General features: G+C 58.6%; 13 protein-coding genes and 1 riboswitch. Of the genes, 6 read left to right on the forward strand and 7 right to left on the reverse strand.

The window, feature by feature from the left end; all coding sequences use genetic code 11:
- Positions 1–30: 30 nt before the first annotated feature.
- The 4 genes from NOR97_RS17525 to NOR97_RS17540 all read right to left on the reverse strand — a co-directional run bounded on the left by NOR97_RS17525 (position 31) and on the right by NOR97_RS17540 (position 3,643).
- On the reverse strand, positions 31–669 hold the full coding sequence (locus tag NOR97_RS17525) for an AAA family ATPase (protein ID WP_257601321.1): 639 nt from the start codon (positions 667–669) through the stop codon (positions 31–33).
- The gene (locus tag NOR97_RS17530; RefSeq protein ID WP_170347457.1) at positions 666–1,442 is read right to left on the reverse strand and encodes an ATP-binding cassette domain-containing protein; all 777 of its coding nucleotides are present in this window, start codon (positions 1,440–1,442) and stop codon (positions 666–668) included. Before NOR97_RS17530 ends, NOR97_RS17525 begins: the two co-directional genes overlap by 4 nt.
- A complete protein-coding gene (locus tag NOR97_RS17535) occupies positions 1,442–2,515 on the reverse strand; it encodes an ABC transporter permease (protein ID WP_257601322.1) in 1,074 nt (357 codons plus the stop codon). Before NOR97_RS17535 ends, NOR97_RS17530 begins: the two co-directional genes overlap by 1 nt.
- A gap of 108 nt (positions 2,516–2,623) precedes the next feature.
- Positions 2,624–3,643: a sugar ABC transporter substrate-binding protein gene (locus NOR97_RS17540; RefSeq protein WP_257601323.1), complete on the reverse strand. Its 1,020-nt coding sequence runs from the start codon at positions 3,641–3,643 to the stop codon at positions 2,624–2,626.
- 252 nt (positions 3,644–3,895) lie between these two features.
- On the opposite strand from NOR97_RS17540, the gene NOR97_RS17545 reads away from it, so the two are divergent.
- The 6 genes from NOR97_RS17545 to NOR97_RS17570 all read left to right on the forward strand — a co-directional run bounded on the left by NOR97_RS17545 (position 3,896) and on the right by NOR97_RS17570 (position 8,876).
- On the forward strand, positions 3,896–5,020 hold the full coding sequence (locus NOR97_RS17545) for an ROK family transcriptional regulator (RefSeq protein ID WP_257601407.1): 1,125 nt from the start codon (positions 3,896–3,898) through the stop codon (positions 5,018–5,020).
- Positions 5,021–5,144: 124 nt separating this feature from the next.
- A riboswitch (cobalamin riboswitch) is annotated at positions 5,145–5,344 on the forward strand.
- A gap of 130 nt (positions 5,345–5,474) precedes the next feature.
- Positions 5,475–6,260 (forward strand): DUF4198 domain-containing protein, encoded by a 786-nt coding sequence (locus NOR97_RS17550; protein ID WP_257601324.1) that lies wholly within the window; start codon positions 5,475–5,477, stop codon positions 6,258–6,260.
- A 6-nt stretch (positions 6,261–6,266) separates the two neighbouring features.
- Entirely contained in the window at positions 6,267–6,878 is a 612-nt protein-coding gene (gene cbiM, locus NOR97_RS17555; RefSeq protein WP_170347453.1) for a cobalt transporter CbiM, read from the forward strand.
- A complete protein-coding gene (locus NOR97_RS17560) occupies positions 6,875–7,450 on the forward strand; it encodes a cobalt ABC transporter permease (RefSeq protein WP_257601326.1) in 576 nt (191 codons plus the stop codon). Before cbiM ends, NOR97_RS17560 begins: the two co-directional genes overlap by 4 nt.
- Positions 7,450–8,229, forward strand: coding sequence for a cobalt ECF transporter T component CbiQ (gene cbiQ, locus NOR97_RS17565; protein ID WP_257601327.1), 780 nt, complete (start codon positions 7,450–7,452; stop codon positions 8,227–8,229). The genes NOR97_RS17560 and cbiQ overlap by 1 nt, the downstream gene beginning before the upstream one ends.
- Positions 8,226–8,876, forward strand: coding sequence for an energy-coupling factor ABC transporter ATP-binding protein (locus NOR97_RS17570; protein WP_170347450.1), 651 nt, complete (start codon positions 8,226–8,228; stop codon positions 8,874–8,876). The genes cbiQ and NOR97_RS17570 overlap by 4 nt, the downstream gene beginning before the upstream one ends.
- Before the next feature lie 104 nt (positions 8,877–8,980).
- Here NOR97_RS17570 and NOR97_RS17575 read toward each other — a convergent pair whose 3' ends face one another.
- The 3 genes from NOR97_RS17575 to NOR97_RS17585 all read right to left on the reverse strand — a co-directional run bounded on the left by NOR97_RS17575 (position 8,981) and on the right by NOR97_RS17585 (position 13,974).
- The gene (locus NOR97_RS17575) at positions 8,981–9,193 is read right to left on the reverse strand and encodes a hypothetical protein (RefSeq protein WP_170347449.1); all 213 of its coding nucleotides are present in this window, start codon (positions 9,191–9,193) and stop codon (positions 8,981–8,983) included.
- A 76-nt stretch (positions 9,194–9,269) separates the two neighbouring features.
- Positions 9,270–10,268, reverse strand: a complete 999-nt coding sequence (locus NOR97_RS17580) for a hypothetical protein (protein ID WP_170347448.1) — start codon at positions 10,266–10,268, stop codon at positions 9,270–9,272.
- The gene (locus tag NOR97_RS17585; protein WP_257601328.1) at positions 10,261–13,974 is read right to left on the reverse strand and encodes a hypothetical protein; all 3,714 of its coding nucleotides are present in this window, start codon (positions 13,972–13,974) and stop codon (positions 10,261–10,263) included. Before NOR97_RS17585 ends, NOR97_RS17580 begins: the two co-directional genes overlap by 8 nt.
- Positions 13,975–14,075: the final 101 nt, after the last annotated feature.

Here is a 14,075-nt window from a genome sequence, read left to right on the forward strand (position 1 = left end):
AAGACGGATTGTATTGGCCGAAGGCAAAACTCAAGCCAGTGTCAGATCACCGGGTATCGAATTTCGGATCACGCGCTCTGCATTCGGCAGATCGTTCGACTGCGCACGGTCCTTGGCGGCATTGGCGTCCAGACCGTGGCCGATCCATCTGTTGGTCAGGCGGGATTCGAGTGTTTTCAGATCAGTGTCCAAAAACACCTTGAATGCCCACAGTTGGTGAAGGTCCGACCAACCCGGTTCATTCAAGAGAAGGTAATTGCCCTCAACCAGAACAACGCGCTGATCCGCCGTGATCATGGACCGCGCGGCAATGGCCAGATCGAGATTTCGGTCAAACTCGGGTATTGCGACTTCTTCTTCCGCACGCAATCGACCAAGCAGCGCATGAAAGCCGGCACGGTCAAAGGTTTCGGGGGATCCTTTGCGGTTCAGCAGGCCGCGATCCTTCAAGATCACGTTGTCATAATGGAAGCCGTCCATGAAGACCAGTCCGGTTGCGACGCCGCGTAGATTCAGCTCTTTGGTCGCAAGGCTGGCCGCAGTCGTTTTCCCCGATCCCGGTGGCCCGGCAATTGCGACAAGATGACGGTCTTGCAGCGGAGGCAAAGCCTTAACGGCATCCGCGATCCTGGTTGCAAGCGCTTCGGGGGTGGCACGTGTATTCGTCACGCGGCCTGATCCTCGGCGGGCGGTTCCTTGGCACCGGTCATGAACGCCACAGCGTCGGACATCGTGTAATCCTTGGGATCAACGACGCAGAGGCGTTTGCCAAGCCGGTGCACGTGAATTCGATCGGCGACCTCAAAAACATGTGGCATATTGTGGCTGATCAGGATGATCGGAATGCCCCGCGATTTCACGTCGAGGATCAGTTCAAGAACGCGACGGCTTTCCTTCACACCCAGTGCGGCCGTTGGCTCGTCCAGGATGATGACTTTTGATCCGAACGCCGCGGCCCGCGCCACGGCAACACCCTGACGCTGACCCCCGGACAGAGTTTCAACGGCTTGATTGATGTTCTGGATCGTCATCAGGCCCAGTTCGCTCAGCTTGTCGCGGGCGAATTTCTCCATCGCCGGACGGTCGAGCATTCGGAGCCATGATCCCAACGGCCCTTTGCGCCGGATTTCGCGCCCCATGAAGATGTTGTCCGCAATCGACAGGGCGGGGGACATCGCAAGCGTCTGGTAGACCGTTTCGATACCGGCTTCGCGCGCGTCAATCGGCGAGTGGAAATTCACTTTCCGGCCTTCCAGCCAAACATCACCTTCATCCGGCACCACCGCGCCCGATATCGCCTTGATCAGTGTTGACTTGCCTGCGCCGTTGTCGCCGATCACGGCCAGAATCTCGCCCGGCATCAGATCGAAATCGCACTGATCCAGCGCCGTTACCTTGCCGTAGCGCTTCACAAGGTTCCGTCCTTTGAGAATAGGTTCCATTAGGCTGCCACCTTTCTGATCCACTGGTCGACCGCGACCGCCGCGATGATAAGGATGCCGATCAACAGGAACGTCCATTGCGCATCAGCGCCCAGCAATCGAAGCCCAAGCGTGAAGACCCCGACGATCAACGCTCCGAACAATGATCCGAGAATGGACCCGCGGCCACCGAACAGGGATATGCCCCCGATCACGACCGCCGTTATGCTTTCAATATTGGCCAACTGGCCAGAGGTCGGAGACACTGACCCGATCCGACCAATCAGAGCCCAACCCGCGAAGGCGCAGATCAGCCCGGACAGCATGTAAACTGACATCAGCGTGCGATGCACATTGACACCGGACAGCTCGGCAGCTTCCGGATCATCACCGACCGCATAGACATGCCTTCCCCAGGCGGTATGACGAAGCGCATAGGAAAGAACGAGGATAAGCACCAGCATGAAGATCACGCCGACGGTGAATACTGCCCCGCCGACGTTGAACTTGGCACCGAACAGTTGCAGGATGCTGGCATGTTCCTCGATCTCCTGTGACCGGATCGTTTCGTTCTGAGAATAAAGGAAATTTGCCGCGAGAACGATTTGCCACATGCCAAGCGTCACGATGAACGGTGGCAGTTTGATGCGGCTGACAAGATAACCGTTCACCGCGCCGATTGCTGTGCCAACGAAAAGCCCGCAAATGATCGCGACCGATGGCGGCAGCCCATATCGGAAGGTGAACTGACCCATCACAACCGACGACATCACCATGATTGCCCCGACGCTGAGGTCGATACCGGCGGTCAAGATGACGAGGCTTTGCGCCGCCGCCACGATCCCGACGATCTGGACCTGCTGCAAAATCAGGGTCAGCGCAAATGGCGAGAAAAACTTGGAGCCCAACAAGACACCGAAAATGACGATGGCAGCCACAAGGACGATCAACGGCACCAGAGAGGGGTTCACATGCAGAAAATGCTGAACCGTTCCGACAAACCCGCGGTGGTGATCGTCAAATTCAGCAATCTGTTCCGGGCTGCCTTTTGCAGCGGCTTCGAAGTCGTCTGATCGTCGTGAAGTATCGGACATAAAGGTTCCCCCAAAGCGTCAGGTTTCTGACGACTTTAGCAAGTTTTCGGGCGAATGGGTGGTTGGAAAAGCGGAAGGCCGCCCTCTGCGGCCCTCCGGGTGGTCATGTCATCCCCAGCAGAGGTCCATGCCTTCTTTGACCGAGATCGACTCGACGCCTTCGGCAGGCTTGTCCGTTACAAGCGCTACGCCGGTGTCAAAGAAATCCTTGCCAGGCGTGTTTTCAGGCTTCACGCCTTCGTCCGCCCATTTCTTGACGGCCTCAACACCCAGCGATGCCATCAACAGCGGGTATTGCTGCGACGTCGCGCCGATAACACCATCGGCAACGTTTTGGACACCCGGGCAGCCTCCGTCCACGGAAACGATGAGCACGTCATTTTCGCGCCCGATGGCTTTCAGCGCCTCGTAGGCACCTGCCGCGGCAGGTTCGTTGATGGTGTGAACAACGTTGATCGTGGGATCCTTGGCCAGAAGGTTTTCCATCGCGCGGCGACCACCTTCTTCGTTGCCGGCAGTGACATCACTTCCGACCAGTCGTGGGTCATCTTCATCACCTATTACGTTCGGGTCCGCCAGATCGACACCAAAGCCTTGCAGGAAACCCTGATTGCGCAGCACATCCACTGTCGGCTGACTGACGGCAAGATCCAGTGTCGCGATCTTGGCGTCGTTGGCCGCGTCGCCCAGCGTTGCTTTGGCCCATTGTCCAATCAGCAGCCCGGCAAGGAAATTGTCCGTGGCAAACGTTGCGTCAGCCGAGTCAATGGGTTCCAGCGGCGTATCCAGAGCAATAACCAGAACCCCTGCATCCCGCGCCTGCTTCACGGCCGGAACGATGGATGAAGTGTCCGAAGCCGTCAGCAGAATGCCCTTGGCGCCGTCCAGAATGCAGGTCTCAATGGCTTGCACCTGCGTTTCATGGTCGCCGTCAACTTTGCCTGCAAAGGCTTTGAGCGTCATTCCCAGCTCTTCCGCCTTCGCTGTCGCGCCTTCCTTCATTTTGACAAAGAACGGGTTGGTGTCTGTCTTGGTGATCAGGCAAACGGTTTCACCGTCCGCCATTGCACTGCCAGCCATGGCAGTAACCCCGAGCGCAGCTGCACCCGCAAGTTTTGCAAGTTTCATCGATTATCCTCCCAGTTTTTCCTATGCCGAGTAGGGCACGAGGGCGATCAGGCAAAAATCCTGATCCCATAAGAAACAATCACAAGAATCGAAATTTGAGTCAATAAATAAATCACTCTTAATTATTATTGACAGGGCGGGCGGGCTTTCCCATCCTTCAGCAGGAAAGGGGTGGTCGTGCCGGAAAAATCATCACGGAAAAATTCGATTGGTTCACAGGGGTCAGTGGTGCGCGGAACCAATCAAAGCGGCATGCGGGCCCGCAACGAACGGCTGGTGTTGTCGCTTGTCCGACGTCATCAGGCCCTTGCGAAGTCCGAACTCGCGCGCATGACGGGACTGTCGGCACAAACGGTTTCCGTCATCATGCGTCAATTGGAAAAGGATGGGTTGCTTCTGCGCGGTGAACCGGTCCGCGGGAAAGTCGGGCAACCTTCCGTTCCCATGCGTCTCAACCCGGATGGTGCGTTTTTCTTTGGGCTCAAGGTCGGGCGCCGCAGTACCGAGCTGGTTTTGACTGACTTTGTGGGAAACGTGCGGCAACGCAAGCGGCGAACCTATGACTATCCAACGCCGAAAGCCACTTTGGAGTTTTCCACGCAGAGTCTGGGCAAAATGATGTCATCCATGTCGCCCGAGGCCAAAGGCAGGATTGCGGGTCTTGGAATTGCCATGCCGTTCTACCTGTGGGACTGGGCCCAGGCCCTTCAGGTTCCTCAGGAAGAAATGGACCCGTGGCGCGTATCAGACCTGAAGGCTGACCTGGCTGGTCGCCTCGATATGCCGGTTTTTCTGCAAAATGACGCAACGGCGGCTTGTGGTGCGGAACTGGTATTCGGTCCGGCCGATGGACCAAGGGATTTTCTGTATTTCTATATCGGGTTTTTCATTGGCGGCGGTGTGGTTCTCAATGGCGCGATCTTTTCGGGGCGTGGAAACTCGGGGGCGATCGGCCCCCTGCCTGTGCCGGATGGTACGGGCGGTGTCAGGCCGCTTATCGACGTGGCCAGCCTTTATGTGCTCGAGCGTGCGATCACGACAGCAGGGGCGACCTCGCAGTCTTTATGGGAAACGACCGAACGTTGGGATGTGCCAAATGTTCAACTGGAAAACTGGTTGAAACGGACGGCGAGCGGGATTGCCCATGCGATTGTCTCATCCTGTAGCCTGATAGATTTCGAATGCGTGAAGATTGACGGCTGGATGCCGCAGGACATCAAGGCGCGTTTGGTTGAAATGGTCGAAGACAAACTGTCCAAGCTGAACCTGACCGGTCTTGAGCGCCCCGTGGTGCTGGAAGGGACCGTGGGCCCGGAAGCACGCTCACTGGGCGCGGCAAGCCTGCCGTTGTCGGAACGGTATCTTTCAGAAGCTTAGGCATGAAATCATCCTGCTGCCTTGGATTTTTCACGAAGTCGATTTACCCGCCCGAACTGCCGAATTCAGCATTTTTTCGACGGCCACGGCACATTTTCGTTGACCGAGGGCTGAGTTGTCTGGCAAGCCGCTCGGCATGTCCGGTTCCGGGGCTTGCTCTGGAATCAATAGGGAATGCGGTGCGGGCTCAGGCCCAATTCCGCAACTGCACCCGCAACTGTAAGCGGCGAGCAGGGCTGAAACGCCACTGGGGTTTGCCCGGGAAGGCCAGTCCAACGCTTTGACCCGCAAGTCAGGATACCTGCCGGACATGTGCCCTCTAACGGGCACTCCTAATCGGCGACGGGATGTGCGTCGGACCAGGATGCCTGAAAGGGTAATTTGGCGTCGAATGTCCCGTGGTCAAAACGAATTTCGCGCCGGGATTGGCGCGACGGGACAAGGACGACTGTTCATGAAAACGCTGCTCAGTGCAGCCGCTGCCGTGATGGCACTTCCTGCCATGGCAAATGCGCATTTCCTTTTGGAATACACCACCGACACCATGATCGAGAAACCGGGTGATGTGCCGGTCAAGCTGGTTTTCTGGCATCCGTTCGAAAACGGCCATGTCATGGATCTGGAAAAGCCGCAGGAATTCTATGTGATCCACAACGGTGAAAAGACCGATTTGCTGGATACGCTGGAACCTATCCGGTTCACCGGCGGGCAAAACGAGGGCGCGGCGTTCAAAGGCAGTGTCCCGGTCAAACGGTCGGGTGACTATGTGCTGGTGACGGTTCCTCAGCCTTACTATGAGGAATCCGAAGACATCTATATCCAACAGCTCACCAAAGCCTTCCTGAACCGCAACGAATTACCGACCGACTGGATGAATCCCGTGGGTCTGCCGACCGAGATTATCCCGCTGAACAAGCCGACCAACATCATCGCGGGTTCAACCTTCACGGGCCGTGTGCTGGCTGATGGTCAGCCGGTTGCGGGGGCCGAGATCGAGATCGAATACATGGCCGCCGAACCCGACATGGACAGCGCGGCCGCTTCTGCACCGAAAGTGTCCCCTATGCCGGGTGGTGCGGTGGTCGCCATATCTGACGACAACGGGTATTTTTCGTTCGGCGTTCCAAAAGCCGGCTACTGGGGTTTCGCAGCACTTGGTTCCGGTCCGGCAACCGAACATGAGGGCAAAGAACTCAGCCAGGATGCGGTGATCTGGATTCGCGCCTGGGATCTGGAGTAACCCCGAATGCACATCGTCGACGGAGCCCTTTCCAACCCGGTTGTTGTTGGCGGCGCCATAGCGGCCGCGGGCGGGATCGCCATGGGTCTCAGGTCTCTGGATCTTGATCGCATCCCCACTGCCGGTGTGCTGTCAGCCAGTTTCTTCGTAGCATCGTTGATCCACGTACCCATTGGTCCGTCGTCGGTCCATTTGATCCTCAACGGCATGGCCGGGCTGCTGCTTGGTTGGGCCGCATTCCCGGCTTTGTTCGTCGGGCTTTTGTTACAGGCGGTCTTTTTCGGCTTTGGCGGGTTGACGGTGCTGGGGATCAACACCGTCAATATCGCCCTGCCCGCGGTGGTGGCCGGAATGCTGTTCGGTCGTCTGATCGCGCGCGGGACACCTTTGCATGGTGCGATTTGGGGTGGTGTCGGCGGCGCATTTGCAATTGCGGCGACAACCGGCATGGTCGCGATTTCCCTGGCGCTGTCGGGGGATGAGTTCCTGCCCGCTGCCAAGCTTGTTTTCTTCGCCCATATTCCAGTCATGGCCATCGAGGCGATTTTGACCGGGTTCGCCGTCTTGTTGGCGCGCAAGGTCAAGCCCGAACTGTTTTTCAGAGGAGCAACCACATGAAACATCTGGTTGTCATACTGGCTGTGTGCTGTGCGCCCGTGCCTGCCCTGGCGCACAAGGTCATAGCCGGCGTTTTCGAGTCGGGAGACGTGATCGAGGGCGAGATCGGCTTTTCCAACGGTGATATGGCAAGCGGGACCGAGGTCATTGTCACCGGCCCGGACGGGGCCGAGCTGGGTCGATCGGTCACGGATGCGGACGGTTTCTTTGTCTACACGCCGACCTCGGCCGTGGCGCACACCTTCTTTGCTGACCTTGGCGCCGGGCATGTGGCCGAAGTCACGATGTCTGCCGAAGATGTCGCGCGGGTTCTGGGTGTTGCCGTGGCAGAAACCGGAGACTCGTCTTCGGCTGCTTTGACACCGGCCAGCGGTTCGGCGGCTTCTCTCAGCGTCGAAGAACAGCAGGTTATCGCCAAAGCCGTGCGTGATGAATTGCGCCCGCTCAGGCGCGAGATTGCGGCCTATCGCGAACAGAATGACCTGCAAACCATCCTTGGCGGGATCGGGTACATCGTTGGTCTGTTCGGTCTGGGCTTTTACATGGCGGCCCGCCGCAAGCTGGCGTCCTGATGGCACACGTTCTGGGGCACCAAGAAAAAACACTGGCCGAAGCCGGTGACGGGCCGGACGGTCTGATCAGCCAGCTGGATCCCCGGATGCGTATCGTCATGGCGGTTGCTTTTGCTGTCGTGACCGTGGCGCTGTCATCCCTCGGCGCGCTTTGCGTGGCGCTGACAGTGTCGCTTTCGCTTCTGATAGTTTCCCGTCTGCCGTGGCGAAAGACGTTGAAGCGAATGGCCATGATGGATGGGTTCATCCTGTTCATGCTGGTCCTGCTGCCCTTTTCCATGCCCGGAGCCCCGATGTTCACGCTTTGGGGATTCCCCGCAAGCTGGCAGGGTTTCTGGAAAGCGGTCGAGATTGCTTTGACCGCCAATGCCGTGATCCTGTCCCTGATGGTTTTGGTCGGCACGATGGAGCCAGTCACTCTGGGTCACGCCTTGCATCGTCTGCGGTGCCCGGAAAAGCTGGTTTACCTGCTGATGTTCACGATCCGGTATATCGAGGTGTTGCGGGAAGAATACCTGCGCTTGCGCGCCGCCATGAAGGTGCGCGGTTTTCGGCCAGCAACAAACTGGCACACATATCGCAGCTTTGGCTACCTTGTGGGCATGATGCTTGTGCGCGCGATCGAAAGATCGGAACGCATCCTGGCCGCGATGAAGTGCCGGGGGTTTTCCGGGCGTATGCCGTTGCTTCAGGAATTTGCCCTGACCCGCGCGGACATTGTGTTTGCGGCTGGTTTCAGCGGTCTCTGCCTGGGTCTGATCATTCTGGAATTCGCATGACACTGATCGCGCTAGAAGACATCTGTTTTTCCTACCCCGGCCAGCCACCCGTTCTGGACGGGGCCAGCCTGAGCCTGAATGCCGGGCAGCGCCTGTCTCTGACTGGTCCGAACGGTGCGGGAAAATCGACGCTCCTGCGCATCACGCTTGGGTTGCAGCGCCCGAGTTCTGGCACCGTCACCGTTTTTGGTCAGAAACGCGTGGAAGAGGCCGATTTCCACGAAGTGCGCCGCCGGGTGGGGCTTGTATTTCAGGATGCGGACGATCAGCTGTTCTGCCCGACCGTCGCCGAAGACATCGCCTTTGGGCCGCTCAATCTGGGCAAGACCCGTGACGAAGCGCTTGCCATTGTCGACAAAGTTCTGGGCGATCTGGACCTGATACACCTGAAGAACCGCATCACACACAAATTGTCAGGCGGTGAAAAACGGCTGGTGACACTGGCGACGGTTCTGGCGATGGATCCCGAAGTGCTGTTGCTGGACGAACCGACGAATGCGCTGGATACGAAAAACGAAGCGCGCCTGCTGGAAATCCTGCGCGCGTTGCCACAGGCGATTCTGCTTGTCAGTCATTCGCCGGCGTTCCGCTTGGAATTGGCACCCGATGAACTGGATCTTCGCGACGGGAAGCCGGTGCCGGTCTGAACTGTTCCCGCGATAACCGGACATGGTGGTTTCAGAAATGCAATCACACCGCCTGAGCCTGGCCATGAATCCGACAGCAAGCCCAGTGCGTCGTCAGGCCTCGGTTATGTGCGCTTACGGCTCATCAGCCCATATCTGACCGCCCATGCCCGAAAAGACCCGCGTTTGCGCCTGTCCTGTTTCACAGGTTGCCTGGATTGCGCACCGCCTTTGCGGTTGAATTCGAACACGTCGATTATCCGCTCGGCACAGCCACAGGCTTCGCCCATGCCGACTTTGGCGAAATAGAATTTCTCGAAACGTTCCGGGTTTTGCATGGCTGACCTCCTGAATGCATTGAACCTCATGAAGGGTGCTCTGCCAAATCACTTTCCTGCATTTCAGGCAGCCGCGCTATGGCGCGGCGAACTCGTTTCCTGTCCAGACATTGTCCAGTTGATTGAAGACCGGTGAGGTGATGAGCATTTCAGCGGAATAAAGCAGTTGCAGCTCATCCGCAAACCGCGTGACGCCCGGCACAAGCCCGGTGATATTGCGCCATTCAGCCCAGGTTCCGGGATTTGACAGGCTGGTCGGATTGCCGGGATCAGCGGGCTGGTGCCACCCGGCGGCGTTCAGCAGCGGCGTGAGCGCAAAGCGCGCATCATTGCTGTCGACCTCGGTACAGGCAGCGGCATCGCATTCCCAACTGGTCCAGTCCGCCGCCGCGATGGTTCCGGCGATCGGAGCGGCGGCGTCGATGACCCGAACCAATACCTCGAAACCGCCACCAGCAGTCGGGCGGCTGAGCGACAGGGGATCGGTTGCCACGGCGTGCAAAGCCGCAGTTGGCGCCAGGCTGAGTGTTCGGCCGATCAGAGCCAGCTGCGCAGAGCCGTCTGTTGCGGGAGCAGACCCCGCAGCAGGCAGTGTTCTGACAGGTGTCAAAATCGGAACCGCGCCACCACGGATCGTGATTTCCTGCACCGCATTGTCAAAGGCCGGAACAAAGTCGCTGCGGATCGTATAGGTCAACGGGAAGCTGGGTTGTTGCGGCCCCGCAGGTCGGGCGCCATCACGGGTGACAAAGGACAGCGGTGGAACGGCACCGGGCTGTGGCAGCGAAATCTGCGGCCCCGCTATGCCCAGAGCGGCTGCGATCATGCGCGCGCGCTGTTCGGCCTCTCCATACTCGCTCAGCAGATTTATGTAGCCGCCGATCTCGGTGATATTGCGCGGCGCAGGGATGCGGGATGGGGCAATGTCGCCTGCGATGGCAAGCCTGTGGGCAATCACCTCTCGGGCGCGCTGTATCGCCGGAGAATTGGTGGTTTCGAGAATATTGATGATCGCCTCGGCAAGGCTTTCATCGATGCCGGGTTCGGCGGTTGCATTCGTGCTGGTGTCACTCATCGTCGTCCTCCGCAGGGGCGCTCAGGCCATTGAGGAAATCCAGAACGGATTGGCTGCCGGCCTTGGTTGCGCTGCCGTCATCCGCATCCGTATTGGCTTTGGTAAAGGCCCCGAAAAGCTTGGCCAGAAGCAACGTGTTGGAGGGATTGGCCAGAGCGGCGGCACCGCCGGGGAAATCCTTGAACAGGTTTTGCGTGAAGGCCGCCCGGTTGCCATCCGGTTGCCCGCCGATCAGCGCAGAAACACCCGAGGCGTTCTTGGCGATATCCTCAAACCCCTTGATCTTTGCGGCATTGTCGGCAGCTGACTTTTTCTTTTCGGCAGCTTGTTTTTTGGCTTCTTCCTCTTTGCGGGCCGCGGCGATCTCCTGGCCCTTGCCGGCAAGCTCAGTGGCCTTGCCGACAAGCTCTTTGGTCAGATCCGTCGCCGTGTCTATGGCCTTGTCCCGACCGGCGGCGACCGATTGCGTTTCAAGGGCCAGTTGCGCCTGCAACTCTTTCAGTCCCGTCAGATCGGTTCCCGCCCGTGCAAGATCAGGCGCGGCCTTGAGGATCTCGGCCAGTTGCGAAGTGGGCACGGCCTGGCCTGTGCCGATGTCGCCCCCTGCGATGGTAAGCGTGTTCGAAGGTTGATTGGCCGGCAGGTCCGATGGCGCACGGGTGCCAAAGATTGCATCACTGTCCGCGGGCAGGACCGGCGTGTCACCAACCGGGGGTGGCGTCGGGCTGTCCTGCCAGTTCCAGAAGCGGCGATGGTCGATCATCTCGCAGGAATTGCAGCGGCCCAGAACGGCCTCGCCCAACAGCCCCCGGGTCGGCAGCGAGATCGTGCGGCGCGGTGGCCGGAAGTCTTCCCGATGGAAGGCCAGCAGACTGTCCTGAATGTCGCCGGTCCGCATCTCCATTCTGTCGGCCAGATCGGGCGGGATCGAGAAGGGCATGATCATCGCGTTGCCATAGAACCCCAGCACCTTGTTCTGGACCGTGCTGAGCAGCGATATTTCGCTTGAGGCGTCATCCAACCCGCCATCCGGCACGCCAATCGTGAAACGTTCCAGCAGGATGGCCCGTTCTTCATCCGTCATACTGGCCCAGATCACGCGAGAATAGCGAACGGTGTCGGCCACGATATGCTGATACATTTCTTCGATCCGCCGCAGATCACGACGCGACAGCACGTCCGGCACTTCCTGTACGGAATAGGGCAGGGTTGCAGGCAATGCCTGGAATGTGTTGTCGTCAACGATGGTCTGTGCGTCTTCGTTCATGCGCGCTTCGAACTCGCTGATCATCGGCGCGCCGACCAGATCGTCGAAATCCGAGCCTGAAATCGTCGTGTGAAGGCTCCGGTTGATGTTGCGCGTGGCGCGATCCAGATCATCGGCATCTTCCAGGTTCGAGATATGTTCCCAAATGTTGAAGATGTTGATCGGGTCGGGGCCGGTATAGAATGAATAGGCAAAAGAGCCCGTCCGCCTGCGCAACTCGACGCGGGCGATGTCCGAACGTTCGACCGAGCGGGGCAAAGCCACGGATCCGGTATAAGTCCGCCGTTTCGTTGGATCACGGCGCGCGTCAGCCAGCCGAACCAGAAGGTTTTCACGTGTCTCGGCAGGCAAGTCATGCAGGTTGTCGATATCGATCGGCGATCCGGTCAGGGGCACTGGCCCAACGCGGTCGCCATCCTGCGTGAAGATCACCGCGGATATATCATCATTGGGCATGAAAGTGCCCTGAGCCTCGAAGCTGACGATGTCCTGAGCGACACCCGGAGCATTTTGCGGTGTCGCGTCCTTGTCCGCATAAAACTCTTCCAGCAGTTTGAGCGCGGTGCGGAACCTGCGACGGTTTCGGAACACCCGGCGGAAAACGTCTGCGTGGCGCAGGATCACTTTGTATCGATGCAGCAATCCTGACCGGTTGACATTGCCCGGCAGTTGATCGCCTTGCCCCAGGCGGCGAAAGCGGATGAGCTGCATGGGAACGAAGACCACCAATTGCACCCCTTCGATCCGCGTTTCCAGGGAAAAGTCGCGCAGAACTTCGAACCATTGCATCGTCATTGCATGACAGTGGTTGCGGTTGGCCACGAATTTTGTTGTCGCCGTCCGCCGATCACTTGCCGTGGCTGTGCGAACGCTGGTTCGGGCCGAACTTCGCTTGACCGAAGCGGCCCGTTCCAGCGCGGCCGAGAATGTCTCGTGCGTGTCGGACAGAAAATCGCGTGACGTGTTCTGCGTGTTGGACGAACTGCCTGACGAGTTGGAACTGGAACGCGCGCCGCTGAAACCGACCCCGCCCACTATGGCCCCGATGCCGCCGAACAAACCGCCACCAATGCCACCAGCCCCCCCGAAGCTTTTTGTGAACGCCTTGGTCGAGAAGGAGGACGTACCGCGGATCACTTCATCGAGCGCGGTTTCAAACGTACTGTTGAAGGAAGTGTCGCGTGCTTCTTCGAATTCCTGTTGTTCCTCGAAGGTCAGGCTTTCGCGTTCGCGCACGGTCAGGGTTTCGCGCTGTTCCGAAACGACGATCCGCTGTTCCTCGCCCGGGGCAAGCGGCAGGGAATAGACCAGACGCCCCAATGACATTCCGGCGTGAACGGCGGTCGAGCGCATCTTGGCGATATAGCCGAGCGCAAGGCTGGAGGCCTTTGGCACATCCTGCGGGCGCTGCTCAAGATCTTCGAAGAAATCCTCTACATCAATGGGCTCGTCGATTGGAATCCGGTCGCGAAAATCCCAGTCTCCGCCGTCATTGTTGAAAGCGTTCAAAAGTGTTTCGGCAGAAAGATTGGCCTGCGCAAATGTGCTGCCCGGGATTGTCGTGACAAAGCGATTGCCGCCAACGGGGCGGGTACGAACGATGTTTTTCGGCCCGACAAGCGGGTCGATCAGCCGATAGAGAACCGAATAACGCCGCCGGGAAACCGTGCCTCCTTCGGTTCGGTATTCCGAAGCGCAGTCACCTTCGCCCAGTACGATAGGGGCCTGCGTGCCGGTGAAGTCGGATATGTTTTCTTCCGCATCCTCGGGGTCTACCGGCAGAATATCGGCCAGCTCACCCAGGATCGAGCGCTGCAAAGGGAGGACAGTGCGATCCAGCACCACGAGACCAAGTTCGCCATCCAATGCGTCAATGCGCGGCACTGCTTCGGTCAGAGTGGTGTTCTGCCCGCGGATCCGCAATCTCAGGCCGTTTTGCGGCAGCCGCAGATTGGGCAGATCAAGGGAAAACAGGCCCCGCGCATCCGTAACGGCGGCTTTTACAGCCCAGGAAAAATCCGCGTTGTCGATACCTTCATTGGCGGTAAAGGTGGGGCGCAGCGCTTCGACGATTACCCGCTCGGCGGGGGTGCCGTCGGGATTGATCAGTTCTCCGCGCAGTTTCGGGGCAAGGGTTGGGACGACAGCGCCCAGAAATCCGTCGGCCAGATCCTTGCGAATGGTTTCAAGCTGTCGAAAGACTGCACCGGTGGCCTGTACGCGCTGATCGACCAGATCGTTGATTACTTCGGCGGACAGGTCGATACCGACACCACGGCGCAACGCCTTGAGTTTCTCGGCTTCGACGCGCCTGAGATCGTCAATGCTGTCAGCAGTAAAACCGGCCGATCCTGATAGTTCCGCCGAGATCGTGGGATTTGGTCGAGAGGATGGAAGGGACAGCGTAATGCGCGGGGGCTCACTGCTGGAGTCGGACATGAAGTCACCTCGTTGGAAAGCGCTGCAAGAAACTGGGTGCCAGGAAAAAACAAATCTTGAAAGTTGACCCAACGTAACATGTTTCAGGGATTCGCAAAAGA

Origin of the sequence: Ruegeria sp. YS9 (genome assembly GCF_024628725.1) — a bacterium.
In the GTDB taxonomy this organism is placed as follows: domain Bacteria; phylum Pseudomonadota; class Alphaproteobacteria; order Rhodobacterales; family Rhodobacteraceae; genus Ruegeria; species Ruegeria atlantica_C.